Annotated in this window: 27 protein-coding genes; 1 reads left to right on the top strand and 26 read right to left on the bottom strand. The window is 38.2% G+C overall.

What is annotated here, in order from left to right:
- Positions 1–165: 165 nt before the first annotated feature.
- Positions 166–735 (top strand): hypothetical protein, encoded by a 570-nt coding sequence (locus BHU72_RS05395; protein ID WP_069701623.1) that lies wholly within the window; start codon positions 166–168, stop codon positions 733–735.
- A 32-nt stretch (positions 736–767) separates the two neighbouring features.
- Here BHU72_RS05395 and BHU72_RS16505 read toward each other — a convergent pair whose 3' ends face one another.
- The 26 genes from BHU72_RS16505 to BHU72_RS05280 form a co-directional block, all read right to left on the bottom strand.
- Positions 768–926: a helix-turn-helix domain-containing protein gene (locus tag BHU72_RS16505; RefSeq protein ID WP_367114459.1), complete on the bottom strand. Its 159-nt coding sequence runs from the start codon at positions 924–926 to the stop codon at positions 768–770.
- Positions 927–985: 59 nt separating this feature from the next.
- Positions 986–1,156 (bottom strand): hypothetical protein, encoded by a 171-nt coding sequence (locus BHU72_RS15830; RefSeq protein WP_176720415.1) that lies wholly within the window; start codon positions 1,154–1,156, stop codon positions 986–988.
- Positions 1,157–1,221: 65 nt separating this feature from the next.
- Positions 1,222–1,356, bottom strand: a complete 135-nt coding sequence (locus BHU72_RS16380; protein ID WP_301553492.1) for a hypothetical protein — start codon at positions 1,354–1,356, stop codon at positions 1,222–1,224.
- 138 nt (positions 1,357–1,494) lie between these two features.
- Positions 1,495–1,725, bottom strand: coding sequence for a hypothetical protein (locus tag BHU72_RS05385; RefSeq protein WP_069701621.1), 231 nt, complete (start codon positions 1,723–1,725; stop codon positions 1,495–1,497).
- Positions 1,722–2,402: an EAL domain-containing protein gene (locus BHU72_RS05380; RefSeq protein WP_069701620.1), complete on the bottom strand. Its 681-nt coding sequence runs from the start codon at positions 2,400–2,402 to the stop codon at positions 1,722–1,724. Before BHU72_RS05380 ends, BHU72_RS05385 begins: the two co-directional genes overlap by 4 nt.
- A gap of 25 nt (positions 2,403–2,427) precedes the next feature.
- A complete protein-coding gene (locus BHU72_RS05375) occupies positions 2,428–3,027 on the bottom strand; it encodes a metal-dependent hydrolase (RefSeq protein WP_069701619.1) in 600 nt (199 codons plus the stop codon).
- A gap of 18 nt (positions 3,028–3,045) precedes the next feature.
- Positions 3,046–5,160: a type IA DNA topoisomerase gene (locus tag BHU72_RS05370; RefSeq protein ID WP_069701618.1), complete on the bottom strand. Its 2,115-nt coding sequence runs from the start codon at positions 5,158–5,160 to the stop codon at positions 3,046–3,048.
- 172 nt (positions 5,161–5,332) lie between these two features.
- Entirely contained in the window at positions 5,333–5,770 is a 438-nt protein-coding gene (locus BHU72_RS05365) for a stalk domain-containing protein (protein ID WP_069701617.1), read from the bottom strand.
- Between the two features lie 58 nt (positions 5,771–5,828).
- Positions 5,829–7,433: a glycine-rich protein gene (locus BHU72_RS05360; RefSeq protein ID WP_069701616.1), complete on the bottom strand. Its 1,605-nt coding sequence runs from the start codon at positions 7,431–7,433 to the stop codon at positions 5,829–5,831.
- A 19-nt stretch (positions 7,434–7,452) separates the two neighbouring features.
- Entirely contained in the window at positions 7,453–9,027 is a 1,575-nt protein-coding gene (locus BHU72_RS05355; protein WP_069701615.1) for a hypothetical protein, read from the bottom strand.
- On the bottom strand, positions 9,027–9,776 hold the full coding sequence (locus tag BHU72_RS05350) for a hypothetical protein (RefSeq protein ID WP_069701614.1): 750 nt from the start codon (positions 9,774–9,776) through the stop codon (positions 9,027–9,029). Before BHU72_RS05350 ends, BHU72_RS05355 begins: the two co-directional genes overlap by 1 nt.
- Positions 9,769–10,170 carry a hypothetical protein gene (locus BHU72_RS05345; RefSeq protein WP_069701613.1) on the bottom strand — a complete coding sequence of 134 codons (402 nt, stop codon included), beginning with the start codon at positions 10,168–10,170 and terminating at the stop codon, positions 9,769–9,771. The genes BHU72_RS05350 and BHU72_RS05345 overlap by 8 nt, the downstream gene beginning before the upstream one ends.
- Before the next feature lie 23 nt (positions 10,171–10,193).
- Positions 10,194–10,577 carry a hypothetical protein gene (locus tag BHU72_RS05340; RefSeq protein WP_069701612.1) on the bottom strand — a complete coding sequence of 128 codons (384 nt, stop codon included), beginning with the start codon at positions 10,575–10,577 and terminating at the stop codon, positions 10,194–10,196.
- 12 nt (positions 10,578–10,589) lie between these two features.
- Positions 10,590–10,733, bottom strand: a complete 144-nt coding sequence (locus BHU72_RS15825) for a hypothetical protein (RefSeq protein WP_176720414.1) — start codon at positions 10,731–10,733, stop codon at positions 10,590–10,592.
- A gap of 19 nt (positions 10,734–10,752) precedes the next feature.
- Positions 10,753–11,520, bottom strand: a complete 768-nt coding sequence (locus BHU72_RS05335; protein ID WP_069701611.1) for a hypothetical protein — start codon at positions 11,518–11,520, stop codon at positions 10,753–10,755.
- A 2-nt stretch (positions 11,521–11,522) separates the two neighbouring features.
- Positions 11,523–12,422, bottom strand: coding sequence for a hypothetical protein (locus tag BHU72_RS05330; RefSeq protein ID WP_069701610.1), 900 nt, complete (start codon positions 12,420–12,422; stop codon positions 11,523–11,525).
- Positions 12,419–13,747 carry a P-loop NTPase family protein gene (locus tag BHU72_RS05325; protein ID WP_069701609.1) on the bottom strand — a complete coding sequence of 443 codons (1,329 nt, stop codon included), beginning with the start codon at positions 13,745–13,747 and terminating at the stop codon, positions 12,419–12,421. Before BHU72_RS05325 ends, BHU72_RS05330 begins: the two co-directional genes overlap by 4 nt.
- 3 nt (positions 13,748–13,750) lie before the next feature.
- The gene (locus tag BHU72_RS05320; RefSeq protein WP_069701608.1) at positions 13,751–14,680 is read right to left on the bottom strand and encodes a hypothetical protein; all 930 of its coding nucleotides are present in this window, start codon (positions 14,678–14,680) and stop codon (positions 13,751–13,753) included.
- Entirely contained in the window at positions 14,670–15,284 is a 615-nt protein-coding gene (locus tag BHU72_RS05315; protein WP_069701607.1) for a hypothetical protein, read from the bottom strand. Before BHU72_RS05315 ends, BHU72_RS05320 begins: the two co-directional genes overlap by 11 nt.
- Positions 15,281–16,576, bottom strand: a complete 1,296-nt coding sequence (locus BHU72_RS05310) for a CpaE/TadZ family protein (RefSeq protein WP_069701606.1) — start codon at positions 16,574–16,576, stop codon at positions 15,281–15,283. Before BHU72_RS05310 ends, BHU72_RS05315 begins: the two co-directional genes overlap by 4 nt.
- A 17-nt stretch (positions 16,577–16,593) precedes the next feature.
- A complete protein-coding gene (locus BHU72_RS05305; protein ID WP_069701605.1) occupies positions 16,594–17,451 on the bottom strand; it encodes a hypothetical protein in 858 nt (285 codons plus the stop codon).
- A 6-nt stretch (positions 17,452–17,457) separates the two neighbouring features.
- Positions 17,458–18,522, bottom strand: coding sequence for a M23 family metallopeptidase (locus BHU72_RS05300; protein WP_069701604.1), 1,065 nt, complete (start codon positions 18,520–18,522; stop codon positions 17,458–17,460).
- Between the two features lie 2 nt (positions 18,523–18,524).
- Positions 18,525–20,132 (bottom strand): hypothetical protein, encoded by a 1,608-nt coding sequence (locus BHU72_RS05295; RefSeq protein WP_069701603.1) that lies wholly within the window; start codon positions 20,130–20,132, stop codon positions 18,525–18,527.
- A gap of 12 nt (positions 20,133–20,144) precedes the next feature.
- The gene (locus BHU72_RS05290) at positions 20,145–20,690 is read right to left on the bottom strand and encodes a hypothetical protein (RefSeq protein ID WP_069701602.1); all 546 of its coding nucleotides are present in this window, start codon (positions 20,688–20,690) and stop codon (positions 20,145–20,147) included.
- 124 nt (positions 20,691–20,814) lie between these two features.
- Positions 20,815–21,003 (bottom strand): helix-turn-helix domain-containing protein, encoded by a 189-nt coding sequence (locus tag BHU72_RS05285; RefSeq protein ID WP_069701601.1) that lies wholly within the window; start codon positions 21,001–21,003, stop codon positions 20,815–20,817.
- 156 nt (positions 21,004–21,159) lie between these two features.
- The gene (locus BHU72_RS05280; RefSeq protein WP_069701600.1) at positions 21,160–23,619 is read right to left on the bottom strand and encodes an ATP-binding protein; all 2,460 of its coding nucleotides are present in this window, start codon (positions 23,617–23,619) and stop codon (positions 21,160–21,162) included.
- Positions 23,620–23,872 lie beyond the last annotated feature (253 nt).

Below are 23,872 nucleotides of genomic sequence, written 5' to 3'. Positions count from 1 at the left end.
CTTTGCAACTCTTGCAACTTTAGAATAGAGCAACTGAAAACTTCTATTTTTATTATTCTTAGTAGTTTAGTAGAAATTTCTTATTGTGCATAACAATATAATTGTACTAGCAAGGAAGTTATCAAAAATGATTAATTGAAGATTATGATTAGAGGAGGAAACGGGTTGGAATGGATAGATGATGAGAAGTTACTTGAAGAGTTAGGCCCTTATCATACTTACTATTTAAAAAGAAACGTCTATATAAACCCCCAAGATATTATTGCTTTAAGTAGAGAGTTATCACCTAGTAAGTATGAAAGACTTAAAAAGATAGTCAATAAGGAAGGTTGGCAGAATGTTCATGTTACTGACTTTCATCTAGGCTTTCTTCCAAATGGCAAACTAATAGTTTTGAGTGGTGGCAATCACCGTTCTGCTTTATCAAAAGAGATGAAAATCCCAAAAGTGCTTGCTTCTGTTGTTGTTTTAGTATTTGAGAAAGATATGAATGAAAGTGAACGTAAGGCAATAAATCTAGCATCTGAAAAGTATTTCTACTTCTACAGAAAATCTATTCAATATTCCAAAATACGAAACAAAACTAATAATATAGTATTAGAAAAAACAGCTGATATTTTTATTAAAGCATATTCACTGTGGATGGATAAATTGCATAACAATGCGCAGAAACAAATAAGACAAGTTATTGATCGTATAGGGTACCAATTCTTAGATACCCTTGAACACGATTGAAATAAAATAACTGGCGCGAGCCAGTTATTTTATCATCTAGCATTATTTTGTTTATACAAATCTAAATCACTTTTAAGAAATAACTTTGTCGTCCCTGAATCTTTGACAAATTTAAGCTTACCTTTGTTACATATAACGTTTAGGTATTGTCTTGAGACTCCTAAGTACTCTTTCGCTTCATTTGTGGTCATTAATTCCTCTTGGAGAAACTCAACTAACGATTCCCGATCATTAAATTGATACATAATTATTAGGACGACTCCTTTCCCATAAACATATCAACTAAGGCAAGGAAGATAGCAATTGTAGCTAATACATCGAGAACAGTTTGCCAAGTACTTCCGTTTGGCCATTCTCTTACAAAGAGATATAATCCAACAAACACCCAGAACATAAGACCACTTTTAATAATTTTTTTCATTTTATAATTTCAGGAAGTGGTGTATACTATATTTAGTAGTGGGGAGGTTTCCCTCCCCCCGAGGCTCATTTTCGCTTTTTACTACGTTTGCCGCGTGGTTTGCGATTTTGAGCTTTTTCTATAATACTGAGGATTTTCTCTAAGATTGTAAGGATTGTTGCTATTATCCCCAGTATCACTAGGATACTTCGTTCCTCCACTTCCTTGCACCTCCTTTCTGATATCTTTATTATATATCATTAGTTGACGGTCGTCAACTAAATTTTAACTTATTTTCTATTTTTTACAAAAAAAAATAACCAGAAGCGCCTATTTCAGGTGCCTTCTGGTTATTATATTTAGTTCTGGTGATCGCATGTAAGACATTTTTCTTGTCCTGTATCCCAATTGACTAAAAAGCTATTAACTTCTTTACATTTCGGACAAATCGGAATATCACGTTGTTTTAAAAATGTAAATCGAACGTTCTTTTTATGGAATTTTACTAAATCATCATATAAAGCTGTAACGAACTTCCCTTCTTCTGTGATGATTAAAAATTGCTTCTGCCTTAATCTATTTTCAGTCATAAAATTGCCTCTTTTCTTTCTCGGTGAATAAAACGTTCAGGTCGTCCGAAAAACCATCCTTGTCCGCATTCTATTCCACAGGACTTTACTACATTAGCAACTTCTCTGGTTTCAATTCCTTCAGCAATAAGTTTCGCTTCGATTTTATTCGCCATTTCCTGAAGCCCTATGATCATATACTTGGATTTTTCGTTATTGCATATGTTAGCAATTAGCGATTTATCAAGTTTAATAATATTGGGTTCCAATATCTCTATGTTATGAAAGTAACTCTGACCTTGACCAAAGTCGTCTATCGCTAACACCATACCCATTTTCTTGAATTTTTTCGCGTTATCTCTTGCTAACTTTGGATTAAGGATAGCTCTTTCCGTTATTTCTAATACGATATTCTCAATAACATATGAATGTTGATCCTGGATCAAATGTAGTAGCTTTTCTGATACAAAAGTTTCTGGATGACAGTTTAAAAATAGTTTATAGCCTTCTGAATAGACAAAATTATCGATTGCCAGTTTCATTGCTGTAATGTCTAAATCTACGAGTCTTTCCTGTTGAGCATACAGCTGAAAAAGTTCCTCAGGTGGTAATTCACTGCCTCTCAACAATGCTTCATATCCCATAATCTTGTTAGTCTTGAGTTCTATGATGGGTTGATATTCCGTATATACCTTCACTCTCCCACTCCTCGTGATTGCCATTTTAAAAAAATGCTGAAATGTCATTACCTATAATTTGGTTCAAAAAAACAAGGACAGCTCCATACCGAAAAACTATTACATCAAAAAATCCTCCTGTTTTAAACAAGGGGATTTTAAACCATCCTGGGAGTGGCCATGCCCAGGGAATTCCTTCTGTTATCGCATCTATTATTAAATGTGACGAATATCCAGTAAGGATCGGTATTAAAAGCATCGGAGAATAAATGTACACAACAACGCATGCACATAATAGTCCCGCCGGAGAATGCGTTGGGCTATTTCTATGCCTAGATATTGCTGCACCGAAAAAACCAAAACCAATCAGCATCAATATTTGGTTGGATTGATTATAACCGTGCCAAATTGCAAGTATCCCGACAACGGCAAATGCTGTAGGCCTCAACCACCGGGGGATAAATGGCATGATAAGCTTTCCTGCATATGTCTTAGGGTCATCAACATCAGCTGCAATGGCAGCAATTATACAAACAGCTAATCCAGTAAGCCAAGCTACCAGTTCTGTTATCGATGGTTTATCTGGTGGTGGTACTACAACTGCGTAGGCAGCTGCTCCCACGGCCATATGAGTTTTACCCATCATAATATCCTCTCCCTCGGTTTAGGAACTAAATATCCCTCTTATTCGATTTAATATCCCTGTTTTTTGAAAATCAAAAGATGTTTCTCCTTGCTTATTAAGGATTATCCTCGCTTTTGACTTTTTCCCTGGTTTAAAACGAAAGTTTTTGAAAGGTGTGTAACCCTTACGAAGAAGATTCATGACATCCTCTTCTATGATGTCGGCTTCCGCTATTCTCCCTGAAATAAAAAAACGGCACTCAGGGTACCGATTACATCCATAGATTGTTGATTTATTTATAATGCTACCTTCTTTGCACTTAGGGCAAACTCCAAGAACCTTTCCACTTTCCTTATCTACCTTTTGGCTCGTATATTTTACGTTATTCTGTGTTTTGAATTGCTCAATAAATTCCTGAATAAATTCATCAATCTCCTGGTCAAATTCTGGTGATTTTAGTTTCCCATTTCGAATATTTCCTAATTTTCGTTCCCATTCTGATGTCATTTCTGCAGAAACTAAAATAGTATTCGTAAGTTGATTGACATGGAGTTCAGCCTTCTCCGTTGGAGTTATCGTTTTATTGATTGGGGTTATGTATGTTTGTGTGTAAAGCTTTTCTATAATGTCTGTGCGAGTGGCCGGAGTGCCCAAATTGCACTTCTCCATTTCCTTTATAAGACTTGATTCTGTGTATCTTGATGGTGGGTTCGTCTTATTCTCGATACATTCTACAGAAAGTATAACTGCCGGTTCTGCAATTTCCTGATGTTTAAAACTTTCTGCTTCAACATCCCAGACGGATCTCCATCCGGGGATTTTTACGATCTGCTCTTTCGTGATGAATATGTGCCCGCGAACATCTGTAAAGATTTCTTTTCTAAGATCTATTCCATCCGGATGATGCACAGCTATAAATGTTTTTGCGATATGCTCGTATATCTTTGCTTTTATGCCATCTAATTTGGCTATATTAAGCGTTGGTATGATTGCGTGATGGTCAGTTACCCCACCCACATATTTTCTGTCAGAAGTTAAATTTAAGGGCAATAATGGAATATATTCACTGAATCTTGATTGAAGTGCATTAAGTATTTTCGGAAACTCAATTACAACATCTGGAGTCACTAGAATGTCAGCTGTTCTTGGATATGTAATGAGCCCTGATTCATACAAGTCTTGTAAGGCTTCATCAACGACTGCGATTTTAATATTTAATTTGGTGCTTAATTGCTGCTGTAAAAGGGGTAATGAGTGTAATGTTGGTCTTTCCACAACTACCTCTAATACATTTTCTTCAATTCGTTCAGATTTTTTATCAAGAACTTCGGCTATGATTTGTTCGGCGGTGTTTCTGTCACGGATCCTACTCGTTTTATTTATAGGGTCAAACCATTTTGCTGAGTATTCTTGGCCATTCGAATCAAGGAAATTTGCTACGATTTCATAGTATATTTGTGGTTCAAACTCACGTATTTCTTTTTCTCGGTCTACTATTTTTTTTAGTGTTGGTGTTTGTACTCTCCCTACGGAAAAAGCGGATTTCTGCCCCTGCGATTGCATGTGAAGAGTGACTGCGCGCGTTGCATTTAGTCCAACAATCCAGTCTGCTCTTGCTTGGGATTGTGCAGCGTGATATATAGGATCATAATCTTCAGCTGGTCTAAGGTTATTTAAACCGTTCAGAATTGATTCCTTAGTAATAGATGATATCCAAAGTCTTAATATAGGCTTTTTACAATTTGCATGATGGTAGATCCATCGCGCGATAAGCTCTCCCTGCGGTCCGGCATCGGTAGCGAATATGATGCTGTTAATATTTTTGGAATTCATCAGTTCTTTTACTATTTTAAATTGTTTTGCTACACGACGATTCACAACCAGCTGTAAATGATCAGGAATCATAGGCAGATGGTTAAAGCTCCATGTTTTCCACTGTTCATTGTATTCCTGTGGTTCTGCTAAACCTACCAGGTGTCCAATAGCCCAGGTAATGATATATTGATCAACAGTCAAATATCCATCTAATTTATTGCTATAACCACCCAATGCCTTTGATATTGCCATTGCTACACTAGGTTTTTCGGTTAGGATTAGAATTGATTTACCACTTTGATAGTTATGTAGAGAAATTTTTTCTTTTAATTCACTCATGCCATCATCCTTTCAAATATATCTTTAGATTCGATTAGGAAAGAAGATAGCGAGTAAAAAAATACGAGTTGTGATAATACGAATATAAATATTAGAAGCTTCTTCTTTTTACTCATATAACCTATGTCCCCCTATATAGAAAAAAGTCAATTATTTTCCTATAATCATCTCTTTAGTTAAATACTATAGCCTGCTTTCTAGCACTATCCCATTCGACTTTTACACCAAAAGCTTCAGATACAGCTCGAATAGGCAACATGGTCCGCCCAAATGTAATTACAGCTGGGGAATCAATCTTGATTACTTGCGTACCTTTTACTATATAATCTCTTCCCACGGGGATCGCTACAATGGAATCTCCCATGAGAAAAGCAGTTTTAGTCTCTTGATCCCAATGTATAGAGTTGTCACCTAAGCCCACACTATAGGCAACATAACGGACTGGCAAAAACATCCGATTATCCTTAATGAAAGGTGCTGCATCATAACGTACAGCCCCATTGACATCATACTTTCCAACGCCCACCGTGAAAGTTGCTTTACTACTTCCGAATACAATGCTAGGTAGTAAGAATACAATAAGTAATAGCAATCCTATTTTTCTGATCAATATTTACCCTCCTCTAAGTGAGAAAGGTAAGCCCCAGGGCTTACCTTTCTTGTTTTATTTAATTGATTACATAGAAAACAGTCATTCTACCTCGGGCAACTGGCCCATCTACAGCATTTCTAACCTCTATAAATACTGTGTTTGCCCCTGTTGAAAAGCCTGTAGTATTGATATACCCCGTATTGTCATGAAACGTTAGTGCAAACCAGTCACTCCATGCTCCATTCCCGACCTTATAACGATATGCGTTGGCATTTGTATAATCTAACGAGACTCTAAAATTGTTGTTTGTTGTGGCAGTAGCATTGTTAAAGCCATATACCTTTGATAGGACTGGCGGTAGATACGAATGTATATTGGTTGTAAAGTTCTGACTGAATTGTTCCAGCTTCTGATCAATGCTAGTCTGAATATCACTAAAGGACTGTTCGACGTTACTAAAACGTTGGTCCAGAGCAGTAATAAGACTCTTGGTATTACTTAACTCTTTAGATATGTCTATTATCTTAGGTTTTCCATCTTCAATTATGATTTGACCGTTCTCATCCCGAACAGCTAGAGCATCATTAATAATTCTGTTTACTTGCTCTTTTGCTTCATCAGATGCTTGTTTGGCTTGATTTAATTGTTCCCGTTCAACCCATGTCAGACCAGTTGCAGGGATAGGGGTTATCTTTAAAAAACCATGGCCTGTTCTTACACCAGTTTGCAACTCGACATTGATTGCATCTGAATGTATGTAAGATGATCCACCGCCTCCACCAGAACCACTACTATCACTATTACCACCATTAACTCCCCCTGATCCCCCATAATATCCAGCACCTCCTCCGCCAGCTGATCTAGATGGGTATTGCCATGATGTGCCGGATGTTCTATTGTTTCCTATTGGTCCTTCAATTCCATTTCCATTACTTCCTTTTCCTAATAAGCCAGCTAAGGATTGCCATGTACCATAAACATTATCTGGATAATTGATACTTCTACTTAAGGAGGCCCCTCCTTCAGTTTGCGACCCTCCTTTTCCACCTATTCCATCAGTGCCGTTCGCACCATTTTGTCCAATGAGACCAGCATGACCTCCAACAGCGGTTGCGGCACCGCCTCCCCCTCCTCCGGCTACAATAACTCTACTATTTAGGCTAGTTATGTTATCCCAACTCCCCCCAACAGTACGGATGTCTGTGGCTCCTCCACCGCCTCCGCCGATATTATGATAGTTACTTATAGATGTCCAATAATAATAGTAATAATTTTTATTTCCATTACCACCACCGTTCCATCCACCGGTAGTTAAATCAGACCCGTTACCATTGACACCTTGCGGCAATCCTCTACCTCCAACATATATATACAGGGTTGCTCCCGGTACGACTGGAATACTCCCTTTAACATATGCTCCACTTCCTCCTTCTCCTATATTTGCACGATTACCAGTTGAACCATATCCACTTCCACCTTGCCCTCCTTGCCCTCCCCAAGCCTCTACTAAAATATAGTCCACGTTATTTGGAACCTGCCAGGTTTGAACCGATCCCGTATAGTTAAATTCAACGGTTGTTGCGTTTGCATGAACTTGATTTTCCACATTAAAACTAACCCCAATAACAGTTGAGAATAGCAACATGATGCTAAGAAATATTTTGAATGGTATTCTTTTCATAATGATAAAGCCTCCCTTATTATTTAATCGTGAAAATCATTGCTGATTCAAAGATATTGTCTTCAATTGTAAAATGATTTGGTAATGTAAGTATCTCTTGTGTTTCCCCTACTAGTTCAACCGCCCGAATTGTAACATCAAACATTGATCCAATAGGTGTGTCATAAGCAAAGTAATAATTACCTGCAAATCGATCGTTACCTATGGCAGTTAGTTTCAGTTCAGGTGATCCATCACTAAATTGAACGTACACTTCATCGGCCCCTGGCGCGACCACTTCAAAATCAAAGCGGTAACCACCTATTACCGTTACGGCATCTGATGTTGGTAATATATTGCCCGGATTACGAACCATTGCAGTGACGATAAAATCGTCTATAGACATTGATCGATCCAGGATCTGTACACGCTGAATTCTTGGAGATGTCCCATTGCTAGTGGTCAAGTTTGCACGAATACGGACATTTTGAAATTCATCTGCCCTTTTAATACTAGATTCTGCTGGTTCCCAAGGTCCTCCATCAATGGATAAGTAGTAATCAATGCTAGTACCTGGTGGTCTAATATGCGTCGGTACTAATTGAATCCCTCGTAATGGATACGGAAGATTGATATTAGTGGAAACATATTGCCTAGGAGAAAGGTATTTGCTTGTTTTCCCTGTTGCTGTAATCTTCCTACCAGTTGGTACCCACTGATTACCGGACCCAGTATAGGCATACTCCTTAATTTGACTACTATCCCTTATCAAGAAACGCCCCGGTGATATTTCTGTTAGGTCTTGTAAATCTGCACTTGGTTCATTAACTATCACACTAGTCATTTGACTGCTAAGATTGATAGATTCTGCTTGTGTATTTCCTAATGCTAGAATCCTATCATCAGCATCACTAGCTATAACAGCTAGGTTAGATCTGTTTAAAGCCATAACGGGCGAGGCATGTATTTGATCCATAAACCCGTAAATATTGATTCCACCTTGTTCATCTAGAACCGCTATGCTTTGTCCTACTGCCAAGACCTGTATAGGGTTTTCAATATCAGTTTGGATGCTAGGAAGCTCTACCCAACCATTTTCAGCTATTGCAAATTGCCTTATTTGCCTTTGTAAAATATCTAGCCCTACTAATCTATCTTCTAACCATGTAATGGATATCATAGATTCAAGACCGGATAAGACAAGCGCAGGGACAGATACATAACCCGAACCAGTGTAAGACATATAATGACCAGTTCCATTCTCATCTAGACGAAAATGATCAACACTTTGCTGTCTCATGGCCAGTGCAAGCGTATTAGGCGCATAATAGTTCGATTGGTACTGATAATCTGACCCGCTATCCTGATAGACTTGTACATTGTTTCCGTTTTGCACAACAATGACATTATCTCTGGCTGCCATACCACCTGCAGCTGAAACTTTTGGCAATAGCACTTCTCCATTGATCACATCTACTACGGCTGTTGTTTGATTCTGGTTCACGTGGTTTCTGTTATTAAAATCGTCAGTAAATAAGATATCTCCTGGTGCAGCATAAACATTACTTGTTAAGAGGAGTAAACATAGTAATAATAAAGGAATTCTTCTCGTCATTATTTATCACCAACATTCGTCTGGTAAACTTTAATATCTTCAACTTGAAGAAATTTCTCTTGATACTCTCTGATGACAAAATTAGCATTGTACTGGTTGTCCGATGAGTCTTTATAAACGACTCTTGTGAAATAGCAGCTATTCAACCCCTTCGCTGTTACCTCAACCTTTAAGACATGATATTCTATAGGCGAGCTCATTACATTTCTATATCGATAACCAAATTTACTTTGCGGAAGCTTTTGTTCAAATAAATTGATGATAAATTTTTCGACCTTCTCTTCATCATTTTCATTGAACTCTACAGATTCCTTAAAGTTACCTAAGTAGTTTGTTTCTACTAGCCTTAAATCGACCAATTCGCGATCTCTAAGCTCCATGTTTAGGGTGATCCAATCGAATACACCAGATTTCTTGTTTTGCATGACTAATTCCACATCTCCGACTATCAAACGATCTACTGTAAATACATTGCTAGTATCAACTTGTAGAATTCGATATTCTCCGAAATCTACCGACTCAATTTTATTTCGTATTTGTTTTGGAATAGAATCCTCTTTATTAACAACATCCCAAAACGCTTGGTGTAATTGTTTGTCTAGATTCTCATCAACACTTAATAGTATCTCGTCATTTTGCATTGATTGTGGTTCATCTACACTTTTACGCCATAGATTTATATCCGAATAGAACACTCCCGTTAAAATAACGAATAACGGTATTAACAACAACCATATTTTTTTATTCATCTGTCACCTCCGCTGAACGTAAGCGAGTTAAATCATTGAATTGATACACAAGCACAACACCGTTACTTGTAAAATCTATTGATTGTCCTAAATAAGAGAATGTTGTCGGTGCATCATTAATAACAAATATTTCGTATTGGTTTACTACATCTTGATTGTCTAGAAAAAGTTGTTCGACGGCATTTTCTACTTTGTTCTGATCCAGAACAATATAACCCGAGTTAGCTGTGGTCGCTAAATCCCAATTTTCATCAATCAAGCCTCCCCTTACTGCAATTTTTGCTGCTACATCTGCCTTTTGGAATATATTTGATTCGATAACGTTTTGACTTACACCATGAAAGAAAAGGACCACTGCAAGCAGTAGTCCTAATAGAATTGGTATCTTATTCATTTACGCACCTCAATTTGCAATAGCTACCTACCCGTTCTAGTAATATCTAAAACGTCATGATACAACACTTCAACTTCAGTATCTAATCTTTGCGCAGCCCTATTTTCAACCTTAGATAAATATCGCATTTCAACTCTTGCCGTCTGAAAGTGACCTACTGGAATTGTGTCTGAACCGTCAAAGCTGAATCTATCAAAATCTAATCCATTCGTTAGAGTAAGCTCTTCCACTTTTTCTAAAACATATGGAGTAACAGCTCCTTCTTTGTCCACTATATCAGCTACATAAGATCGTACTAAATCATATTGCGCTTTTTCTCCACCAAATTGTGCAATCATTAATATTGACGCTGTCGCCACTAACATAAAGACTGCCAGCCCGATAACATAGCCTGGAACTTGACTCATATTTCACCTCGGTTAAATCAATCCGTTTAGAGTTAAAGCTACTGCACCAATAACATCACTAATAGCCGTTATCAATTCTCCATCACTAGAAAATATATCTCTAGCAATTGTACCTGATGCGCTTAATATAATTGCGAACACTACTACTTTATCCATTGAAAATTCCTCCATTAGGTTAATTTGTTATATTTCTCATCTGCCCCGCAACATCCATTACAATTGGCAAAATGACTAAAAATAGTTGTGCAAGCACTACGAAAGTACTTGCTGTTTCAAGGCGACTTTCCTCTGCTTGGTCCCTAGTTTCCTCTGAATGCTCCCTTAATTCTCGAATCAATTCTTCCTGCGACTTCATTGTATTTAAAAGCGACTCGTTTGAGTTAAGTAATATTACATGAGATAGGAAGTTACACATATTCTTGACATCACTGTGTTCATAGAGGCTATAGATATCATGTAACACTTCTTTAATCCCAGAAGTGTTTCCCCAGTTATCTAAAATCCTCTCCAACGGATGTTTTAAATAATTCACATGTTTGATACTATCCCTTAACGCTTCATCTGGTTGTGCTCCGGCATGCATGAGTTCTGTGAAAGCCCGGTAGAAATTAGCTGTTTCGATTCGCACTTCATCTTTGACCACATTTCCCCACCATTTAAGCAGGTACCACGGAGTCACTGACCCTATGATAAGAAGATAACGCCAATACCCTTCAAGAGGTACAAACCAGGAGAAAATAAGCATCCCCATACATACCATTAACACAAACATTAGACTCTCATAACTAACCCATGACAACTGAGCTTGCCTTACCCTATATTCAATATCATCACGTGCATTTGGTGCGAACTCATCCAACCAAAGTAATATTTGCTTCCACAACTTACCCCATGGAATATACGGTACAATAGCGATTACCGCAGATAACAGCCATACATACATAACTACCTCCTCCTCAGAAAGATATAAAGTAAATACACTATAGGAACAAGCGCAGAAGCAATTCCTATTGCTAATTGACTTCTACCTCTTTCTGTTTGTGTAAAATATAGAATTGGGTCATCAATAATCATGACTGCCAAATAGATAGTTAAGACGAACACTGCTTCTATCAAAAGCAACATCCATGCCTTTTTCTTCATACGTTCATACGACTTTTGCAGTCGTACATTTGCCTTTTGTATGGATATCTGTAAGCCCATCAACTGCTCTATCGCCTTATCTAGATTGCTCCGTTTTTCGAAAACGTCAGCCATTTGAGACAATAATAAAAACCACCTTGATCGAGTCGTTTCGTAAAGCTTCATTAAAACTCGATCAGGTGGTATGTCATTGGATAATTCACTTCTCATTAGTTCTTGTTCTTTCTTTATAACTTCTAAGATATCCATCTTCCGTAAAGCTAATTTCATGTCCTTTGTGACTGTTAGATGGTGAATAAGGTCAGTAATAAACGTCGGCATCTCTAATTCTAATCGCATTAACTTTTGATTAGACATCATCCTTAATACTACCCACGGAATAAGTCCTAAAATCGTCATGAGTGTTACGCTCAGAAATACTGACTGAAACATTCGACCAGCTATAGCGCCAATCAGCATCAAAATAAGTGTGGATGTTATAGTAATCGGATAGGCATAGTTATACTCTGTAGCATAGCTTGCTTCTCTTCTTACCTCTTTTAAGACTACATTCAGCGCATTAGCTACCTTGAGCTGGTTGCCCTCTTGCTTGGAAAAATCGGCGCCACATCTTTTACGTAGTTCATTGGTTTCCTTCCACCTAGAATACAACACGTAAGCGACACTAATCCCAGCCATAGTCGGAAGTATATATGTGATCATACTAGTCCAACCTCCTGCAGGTGCTGATAGTATTGTGGAAAACGATACTTAAGCTTTTCTATCTTTCGTAGGCCCGTACTCGATTTCATCTTATGGAATACATATTGATTGCCACCCTTCCATTCAATGATTGGTTGCTGATGATCGGGTCCATATTCCCAAACTGTTGATAGTTTTCTAGGGTACTGTGCTGTATCTTCCATCTGAATTGATATATTGATAATCTTCCTTAAGTCGATTTCCTCTATGGCCGTGTTATCTAATTTCTTATACTCAGCTGCAAGCCCAGCGAGTCCCTCAATCAATTGGTCTGGGAAGAAGTGTCCGGTGAAGAAACCCGAGCTGTGTCCACTACGGTTTAGCTGCTTCATGTTTTCTACTTCTTCGCCGCCTAAGACTTCTGCCTGAACTAATAGCTGGGCTGCTCTCTGTTTCGTATTCACAAATAGATTCATTATGCTCTGATTCTCTGTTGCTTCCATTTCCAGAACATCAAACTCATTGGGTTGTAAATAATAACGTAAATAGCGCTTAAGACCAAGTTCAGATAATCTCTCAAGAACAATAATTCGTCTTCTCCACTCTTTCGTCATTTCTAAGAGCAGAAACTTCAACATTGTTGTCTTTCCAATAGCACCTTCTCCAATAATCCCACCAGCTAAATCGGCTAAGAAGAACGCTGTTAACGCTTTTAAGACATCTTCTGACAGCACTTCATTTTCTAAGTAATATCTCTTCTCCACTTTTTGTGGTGGCGCATGCTTACGTAAGTTAAAGCTAGTTTCTGATACGGGATAGCAAGACCACGCTACTCTCGTGCCATCTAACAGACGTGTATTTCCTAAAGGATTATTTGTCCCAGCTTTTCCTTTCATAGAACCACGTGTAATTCTTTCAAGAACTTGTTGTGCCGTTTCCGGACCTAAAATTATGGGTAAATGCTCCCTTCGGTTATTCACAATCTTGAAGATCTCATTTTCTCCGTTGTAATAGATTTCTTCTGTGTCAAACTCAAAATATGCAGTAGTTAACACATCTAATGCATACGTGGCATTCACATAATCGTAGGCTAATTCGCTTGTAGGTATGCCTTTAATACTTATTCCGTTGCCATAGATTTTGGTTTCAATCTTTGACTTCAATTCTTCAATTGCAACTCGATCCATGCGGTTTGCTCTCTCTACAAGTTCCGAAATGCGTTCATTTTCTAATGATTGTCTGATCAGTTGAAATGCTTTCTCTCGATTTACCCACTTCTTTATAACAGCTCCACTTCTGCCTCGATGGGCAAATCGCTCTTGTAATACTTTAGCTGCTGAATACATAGTCTATGCTCCTTTCCCAATGAGTCCTGACAGTAAATCCTTTATGGATTGGAAGGTAGAAGTTGGAGCTATATTCGATTGACCCGTAATTATACCCGCTTTAAACAGCAATTGCTCCAAACTCATATAGTAGTCATCTACCTCTTTCCCGCGGATAATTCCCCCGTTATTCTTTGCTGATAACAAGTTAGGAAGATATCTAACTTTTCCTAAGTACTTTAAATCTGTAGTTTGAACTTGCTTTTCTGCTTCTTTAAATTCCGGGTCACGATCTATTAATACCATCTGCATTTTCTCAACTAGTTCCGGCATTTGTGGCCTATACAGCTGACGCAATCGCTCATTAAACAACCGAATTTCGCAAGTATCTCCAGAGCTACATACGAGAATATGGTCTGCTTCAAGTAAGCAAGCTACAATTCCTGAATTGTCGAGCTGCGCGTTGCAATTCAGGAATATATAATCGAAATCTTGCCTAGCTGCTTTGATAATAGCTTGTAATACACCATCATCGAATTCATCTGCCACTAGATGATTCTTAGTACCAGGAATAATAAAGATATTTCCTGACCTCTTGGATGCTATTGCATTGTTTTTCACATCATTGCCAGTTATCGTTCCTTTTTTCGCGATTTGATAGATTGTATCAATATTCATTCGAAAATCTATCCTGCCTGGATCAGGAAAATAAAAACCTTCTATCCCTCCAGGTGTGGAGATATTCAAGTCGATATGAAGGACCCATTTATCTGGATAGTGCTGACCGACTATTTGTGCCATGTATGCAGTCGTCGTTCGACATCCTAAACCGTTTTGGATACCGATTGGTAATATCACTGTGCCGTTTTTCTCTCCAGTTTCCTCTATAGTTACTGGTGTATCTTCTTTTCTTCTTACTAAATTAAGCATAGTATCAATTGCACTATCTCGCATTGCGACCCTCCTGATCAACGTAATATGGATTCGTTAGACGAAATTCACCTTGTTGCCCTTTTGAAATAATTTCAACAATGCGCTGTTCTTCAATATAGATCCCAGCGGATATAGGCAGTTTTTGATTCGTCTTATCATTGTAAATAGATATACCTCGGTTATTAAACATGTCTGTAACTACTACTTCTCCGATGTATTCAGATGGCCGATTCGGGAAACGTTTCTGATCATAATCAATCCATAAGGCAGCGACTTTTAATGTTTCTGGATTTGCTGTCTTATCCAGCTTAATAGGAATCGAAATCTCGTGATATTTCTTTCCTGGTGATTGAAGTGTATTGCTAGTAATTCCATAGCCCTTTTTGATTCCAAAAATGGCCTGCTTGCCAACAATCTGTTCTTTATCGGCTAATAACTTTCCCTCATCAGCTCGAATCACTGCCTTACCCTGCACGATATCCTTCTCCTTGATAATGGCACCTGGTGGTAAATCAATAACCGGGTACCAAGCATTGTTATTCGTATCTGCAACAGTCTCATTCTGCGAAAGAAATGCAGCGATAGCAAATATCAGCAATACCCATAAGACTCCGAATTTCTTCATGCACTAAACAACCTCCTTATTAAGGGTAAACGTTGCCACCAACGTTTATTGTCTTCCTCTTCTTCAAATTCGAAAGGAACTATATCTTCTATTACTTCTCTGAGTTTCTTGCCAAATTTACAGTCAGTAGGCTCTTTCTTCTGTTGTTGCAATGCACAAACCTTGTTATCTTCAGGTAACAGATACAGCTTAGAAATTGGCACATTCTCTTGGATCTTCGCCAGTGACATATCTTTAGACTTCATAGATTTATTGATAATATGGATGATTTTCTCTGGATCCACATTGTTCTGAACTAACTTCGTGTATAATACTCGACCATCCAATAAAGCCGCATGATCGGGAGTGGATACCATCCAAACTTGCGTTGCGAAGTTAATGGCCGTGATAATAGTGTCATCCCAAGCAGTACCACAATCAATAATCGTTACATCATAATCTTCACGAGCTTCCCTTAACATCTTCCGAACTACTTCTTTCCTGACCACCTCTCGCCTTGAGAAATCAGGGCTCAAAATATAATCGATAGATACACCCTTATCTGTATGTCTCTCGATTACATTCTCCAATGAATATCCTTTGTTCAATAAGTTGATATTCGCTTTTGCCTTAATATTCATTCGGCTTGCTAAGTGCCCACCATCTGGATCTAACTCAATGACTAGAATCTTCTGCCCTCTCTCAGCGATAATTCTCGCTGCTGTTTGAGTAACAGTAGTTTTACCGGTACCGCCCTTTTTCTGAGTAACCGCTATGACTTGTTTTCCCGTAAATCGTGTGCAGGCGATTTCCTCTTCTACCGGATACAAGTGCTCATCCTCTTCGTCTTCCTCTTGCTGCACAATAGAAAAAGGATCCTGTAGTGGCTCATCGAGTTTATTTTGTACTACCGGGACTTGATGTGGTAGATCCACTTTTTCGTTACGACCTTCCGTGTATGAGTTGGCAATCTCGTTCCCTAAATTCCTTTCCTTTTGCAGATCAAAATAATTTCTGAGAATACTCAACATATCCCCGATTTCCGTTGTGTAACAAATTCCAGCAATTTTACATTTCTGCCATGCTTCCACAGATGCTTGCTCATCAATGACAATAAGCTTTTCACGAAACTGCTTTGGTATATCTGTAGCATTTCCGTCGATTAACGTCCATTTCGATACAATCCAACTATCTGTCGTTTGTGGTAAATCCTTTATGCCCATATATACTTGAACTGTATACACCTCATTTAACAGAGGAAAAAGCCTTGAATTACTCAGATGCGGATCTAGAAGAATAATACTTTTTGACATTAACTCAATTCACTCCTTTACATATAAATAGACTGTAGATCGCCTCGAATCTCATTAGGAATTTCTTCGAGTTTGCCAATCATACAGTCTATTCGAATTTTTATAATCTCTGGGATGTAAATAAATTCTTTACTATCCGATTTATCTACAGATCGCTCGAATACCTTTTTAGGAATTACATCATTTTGAAAGCGGTTGATGACAATCCGATCATATTGTTCTCCATCTTCTTTTATCTTTTCTTCAGACACTTTCGTCTGATCACAGATAAAGATTTTGCGGTCCACAGATGTGTTTGCCGTAGGATTAATGACAATAACGCATTCCGCTAACGTCTTACTCTGATCTACTTTCAGCGGCATGTTTACCGGTGTAACAACTTGAAACCCAAAGTCATAGCTTTTCTCTTTCGCGAATACATGGGCCTCTATCCGATTATGCTTTAAATGCAATTGCAGAAGCCTTGCTATCGTATCTATCCCTACTCCTCCTTTAGCAGAATAGAGTCCAATTACCATTCCTTTTGATTTTTTTAGCACTAATAGAAGTGCTTCTTGAACTGCTTTTTCTACGTTATCTACTTCATCTAGCACAATCTGAATAATACTTTCATCATCAATGTCAAGCTTCTTATCCACCAGTAATACACCTGGCAACCTCGATTTGTACTGCTTTAACTTTTCTTGTAATTCCGATAAAGTGATTCCAAGATTTAACTCATTTGTCGTATTCTCGATAAAAATAAAAGCCCTGCATTGGGCATCATAACGATCTTGCAATAGAAATCCATCAATCATTTCGGCATTGCTACTTCCAACACCAGGTGCATAAATAATAGCCTTGATATCATTCGCCTTTTTCCATTTCAAATTCAATTGAAATTACCTCCAATCATTAGTAAATAACGCTTCCTTCTTTCCGAAAGTCATAAAATAATCCTTCTCTAATTGTGCTTCTACCGTTTCGATACTACATGAAATAGAACCTCCACCTCCTGATTCACCTTCGTCGTTTCCAGCTTCATCCCCGGAGGATCCTTCTTCATCACCAGATTCACCACTTGCACCATCGCCATTTCCTTCTCCACCATCTTCCGAACCTTCACCTTCACCGCCGCCACCTCCACCTCCTGTTGGTGTACAAGTTTCGATTTCGAACTTCCCCCAGACTTTCACACGGTTATGGAAAACCACTTTCGACATATTACTATCAATGACCTGTAAGCCAAACCAAGCTTCATATCCAACTAATGCTTGGTTCGGCCCAAGCCCAGCCTGTATCTGCTGCACTAGTTCTTCGATTAGCTTATCGCCTTCTGGTACGAGCTTCTTGGCAAACAAGGAATATAAATATGACATTTTAAAAGGATCTAGATATTTATCCTTTTGGCGGATCTCGAAATGCAAATGGGGACCGGTAGAGCGACCACTACTGCCAATCGTCCCTATCCGTTCCCCTTGTTCCACCGTTTGCCCCTCTTCTACGAGAATATTTAGCAAATGAGCATATACCGTTGTAAAAGTATCTCGTCCAATTTTATGCTCTATATAAATAACATTCCCGTAACCATTGCCCTTAGCTTCTTCCTCAATTCTTATGACCTTGCCGTTTTGCGTTGCTTGGATTGGATCACCGAAGCTACCCGGAATATCGATTCCTGTGTGAAAAGCGAGTTTACCCGTAAATGGATCTATCCTCATCCCATAAGGACTTGAAATATCGTAATTCTTAGGCGTTGGCCAAAGTATATTCCACTTATTTACTCCTTCGACTTGGCGAGTCATCATATACTCATTAGTAGATGCATCACTTCCAAACAACTCGTCAGTAGAATCCTCCAAAAACGTATATAGCATTACTGCAATAATCAATAGTACTACGGCGATATTCTCCCGTAACCACTGAAACATCGATATCCCAATTTTTACTGATATCTTTTGCCACATACTTATATTCTCCTTGCCATCGGTTGAGATCTAGGCATTGAGCGAATTTGTGTTGCTCTTTTACCACTTGACGCATCTCTATTCTCTCGTAAAGCCTGAGCTCTATCTCTCGGTGTCAATTCACGTGGTTTTTCGGCAGGTTTTGAACGGACTGGCCTTCTTCTACGTGGTTTTTCTTTAAATTGCTCTGACATATTTTTTAATACTTTGTACTTAATTGTATTTAGTGCAATTCCTTTCAATTGAGAACCGTAATTTTTTGCTTTGTTTACAGTGTAGTCTCGACCTGTCCATATCCACTTTAATAATTTCCAAGCATAATAAATCGTACCTATATACGTAATAATTGTAAGAAATTGAGCATCTTGAATCGTCAATTGTACCGCATTATAATGACTGTCTTCATCTACAAACACTAACCTTTCTGATACTTTGTTCATAAGAAAGACATTCACGTAGGTGCCAACGCTAACTACGAATGCCAGTACAAGTTTCCCTAGAAATAATTTCGCCATGGTAATCACACGATTTCTCACTTCCCCTAGACTTTCATCAGTAGGTAAAGAACCAAAAACTAATGATATCATCAGGGGAATAATCTGCATCACAAGCAGAATCTCGATAATAGCAGATGCATAACCTAATCCCGCATATGTGAAAAATCCAAATCTGTTTACCCATTTCATTTTAGTACTAAGCTCTCCTCGCGAAAGCATTAGCGACTCCAAGTCGATTTTTTCTTCTCTTAAATATTTATCTACAAAATCATGCCGTTTTTTCTCTGTCTCAAACGCGAAGTAGTCTTGTATAACTTTCTGTGGTGGATTACTTCCAAATTGACCAAGAATGAACGGTTGAACAACGTTTAAATAATACATGGTATTTCCTATATTTGTCGCGAAATCCTCTGACATGCTTATCTTAGCCTCGGAAATCGATAGATCAAGTAAGTGCCCTGAGTGTTTATTAACCTCTTTGTATATACCTGTTAACGCATCATCCCAGAGTTCATACCCTGGACTAAAAAGTGCTACTAACAAACCGGAAAATGCTAGAATTAAGAGAAAACGTACCATCATCCAAAGAAACTTTCTTAATATAAGTCCTACGAGAACATATGCAATACCTAGTGTAAAAAACAGTTCCCACCAGTATGTTTTAATATAACTCCATAAAGCGAATGATATAGGGGCAATCATCTCTACAATCATGCGAAATATTGTGAAATTCGTTGCTCTCTCAATATGCTTTAAACTGGCAAAAACAGAAGTAAATGCTGTCACTAATCTACTGTTATGCAAGTATGTTTGGACAGCCATTATATTGGATGAAACGCTGAAGTAGTCTGCAAGACCCCTTTCTTCGATATAGAATTTTATAGCATCGGGGCGATACTCGTCCCACTTTGCCCCTTCCCGTATCATTTCCGGATACGTTTGTCTCCAGATGTAAATCATTTTCTCTTCACTTTCTAAAATATCTCTTACCTCTTCTGGAATAATGCTACCCTCTATCCCAACGTATCCAGCATCTACAACATTTGGGGACAATAAAAAAAAAGCCATAAAAAAAACAACGGCTATCACCGTTGTTAGTAATATTCTATTCATTGTTTTCATCCTTTATTTAAGGTTTTTAATTAATGATACGGATTGGTTCGGGTTGATTTTTTCCATCGTGAGGTTTGATGTTTCCCAATAATCTACTTTCCCTTCAGGAGTGTATGTACCAACTAGAATGACATCATCCTCTCGATCCCGCCAATCAACATAGACAATCACAACATCTGGGAAATCCTTATTATTAATTGCTATCAAATTATCTAATACCCACTCATTATTAAAGAATCCGGGTTCATTCTCATCTTTTACCGCACCATCATGTACAAATAAGTCTAGTGCCTTTTCCGTAACATTATGACCATTAACTTCCATGATGTTTATTTCATAACGGTCTGGGGTGAAGATTTTGTTATTCTTCTCTGAAAGCTCATGACCGACTATGTAGTCTAATAGGATGTTCTTTTCTTCCGGTGCTTGTTTGGCATATTCTTCTGCCTTTTTTGTTTGCGGATTACTAGATGTCTCTGTTTTATATCCACCACAACCCGTTAAAGTTAACATACTAATTAACAATATGATGAATATGAACCTACTCTTTCGGAACATGAAACCATCTCCTTATTAGTTAATACTAGCTTTAATTCCACTACTTTCCACTCTAGCTATTGTAACACATTTTTTTTTGAAAATACTCCGCATTTTCTCCGCGAATTTGTATTTTTAATACGGCTTAGTCTTTCGGGGCGTTAGAATCATCTTTCTTTAATTGACTTGGATTCACTTGATTTTTGTCTATTACCCATGTTTTACCTATTTTCTTTGCAATAATTTTACCATCTGCACAATAATTCTTTATTGTACCAGGAGATAACCCCCAAAGTTTAGAGGCTTCCTCTACTCCTATGATGTTTTCAAGCAAGGGGTAATCACTCCTTTATACGCTTATATGCGTTACCGCATCCATTAGTATTAATTTACCATATGCGATAACGCATGTAAAGGGGTGAAACAAAGAAATTGAAAATATTTTTTCGAAGTGATAAATATCTACTAATTGAATATATACCCCGTGTTTCTATATCGGTGTTGTGTCGAACGCTTTTAGTAAATCTGGATCGGTAATTTCTATCCGTACTTGTGATACTCGCTCATGTTGATCACGGAATAAGCAATGATACTTCTCCAACGATAGCACGGTGGAGCGATTTGCTTCTGTATTCGGAATACCAAGCATATCACAAGCATCGCCAGCGTTCTTAGTTCCCTTCTGCTTGTAGATATAGATATTATTAAGGTATTGCTCCAATCCTTTTAGATCCTGTGGTTCTTGAGTCGCCATGAAAACAAGGTTCTTTAATGCTCTTCCTTCTCTATTAAGCTTCGATACGAACTGTTTTCCTTTCGGTATTCGTGAGATACTCCAGATTTCATCTAACCCTACGAAATTCAGTATATCTCTCTGCTCTAAGAACTTGAAAGCAAATCCCATGATACCCATGAAGCAGGCTAACGATATTCTCTGTTCACTACTTAAATCCATGTTTCCACCAGCTTCTGGGTCCGGGAAAGACAGTCCATGAACTTGAATTACAGTAAGTAAGTAATCCGTGCTAAATGGTATTTCCGATCCGTTTCCTACAAGTAGACCAACTAATGGATGGTCTGCTTTTGCTTTTATCTGGCGGTACAGTTGACCATACTCAGGCTTTGTAACTTGTTCTTTTTTGTAAATATCTTGGTAGCGATCGAGTAATGCACTTGTATTTCTTTCATCCATAGGCATCTCTTTCAGTAATTGAGCAGATTCTTCTAATGCTGTTACTCTCATATCTCCAGCTTCTAAATCCAATAAAAATTGCCATGAATCCGAGAAGATTGACATAGCTTTCATTGGGTTATCTGGATATAAACGAAACGGGTCAAATTTTCCTCGATCTGATTCTGCTTCCTTTCCTCCAAAGTTCGCAACGGATGCTTTTCCTTGTAGGCCTGGTATCGCTTTGTCCCAGAAAGTTCTGTCGCCTTTTGGATCAAAGAATAGTGCTCGTCCACCATGATACACTGTTTCGATTCCTTTAAGATTCATGACTACAGACTTACCTGATCCAGGAGGACCAAACGCAGCTGCTCCACCACTCATCCCATGACTTGGTAATAATGGATACTGAGTAAACACAGGCGCTCCTAAGCTACCATTCCAGCCTATGTAAATCCCGTAAGGATCTCCAACGTTCATACTAGCGTTTGCCATTCCTCCGGCTATTGCATCAGGGAAGCAACAATGATGGAAGTCTTCTGCAACTACTAATGATGTGCATGGCAAGAAATCCACGAAATGACGCTCTTGATCTCCAAAAGGGTTTACTACTTGCACATTGCAGGTTTCCATATGGCTCATAAAGTTGTCTGCATTTTCTTGAAGCTCCTCTAAGTTGTGAGAGTTTAACCCAAATGAGAAGCTCGCCATCATTACACTTTCACTGGATTTCTTAATCTCCGACTCAAATTCTTGTACATCATTAAACTGGTCGTCGCTGGAGTCCCCTGACATCTCTTCTTGGTCGTCAATGTCCAGCCGGATGTTCTTCAGTTTCTTTCGTACCTTTTTATCTTTTATTGGTTTAAATTTCACACTGATATCAACAGGATATTCTGCTTGTAGTGCGTGATATAGGAATTCTTGTCCAGGAAATTCAAGTCCATCGGTTGGTATCTCGCTTAATGTGAAATACATCTGATATGCCGTCCCTGCCAATTGCTTGACTTCTACATGGCGATTCTTAAATTCTGTGTCTCCATTCATAAGGAATCGTAGTGTTCGTGTCGGGCGATAAAGGTCATCTTGTACCTCAAACGGTATTGTCCAATCTCTTAATTCTGATAATAGCTTTGGTTCCCCAATGCCTTTATATAAATTCCTTGCAACGAGCCATTCAATTTCCTTCTGATCGCATGCATCTAGTCGGCAAAAACGGCTAAGCCTATTTTTTAATGACTTTTCTTTATTTAAGATTTCTTGCCAATCTGCTTGTGAAATCCAAGCATTCCCTTCTATTGTTTTAAGATAACGATTCCATAGATCTTTTGAACCGTTTATCAGCCTATCTTTAAAGTTGTCACCCGTATAGCGATTTGCTATACGATTAAATTCGTCTTCAATTTCAACCTCATAAAGATTGACGATAAGGTATGGCTGATAACGAGCAGAGTAACGATCACGAAGTACCTTTTTCTGTCTGTCGTAATATTTGGTCACGAACGCTCCTATGTCGTAAGCTTTACTCATGCTAGCCCATTGATCAATCGGCTCATCTGCTTTAGCTACTGTTGGTAGCATGAGAATCTGTCCTTCAGACTTGGCATTATCGATAATACGACTCATTGTTTTTCTAAACGCATGTTTCTCCTCATCTTCAGCAAAATCGTAATTAAATCTTTCCAACTTATAAAATGCCCAAGCGTCGAGCATTCCCTTTGTTTCCCAACGTCTTGTTACCATAATGTTATCTTGACTAAATTGATAATCTGGCCACATTAATAGTAACCGCTCAATAACATGGTGCCTTACAATTTAATATGATTCATGTAATAATACCTTCAAAATAACATTTATAGTTTTTAGAGTTAGAGTTTTTCAAGTTTTTCAAGTACTCTAAAGCTATACGATGGAGGTATTATTCATGGATGAAATAACCCAAGTAAAAATCCAGTTCCGCAAGGAACAGTGGTCAAAGCTAATAATGGAATGCCAAGATAGTGGAATGACCGTACGAACTTGGTGTAAGCAA

This window comes from Desulfuribacillus stibiiarsenatis, assembly GCF_001742305.1.
GTDB classification, from domain to species: domain Bacteria; phylum Bacillota; class Bacilli; order Desulfuribacillales; family Desulfuribacillaceae; genus Desulfuribacillus_A; species Desulfuribacillus_A stibiiarsenatis.
The sequence above is the reverse complement of the archived record's forward strand: the minus strand, read 5'-3'. Positions and strand labels throughout refer to the sequence as shown.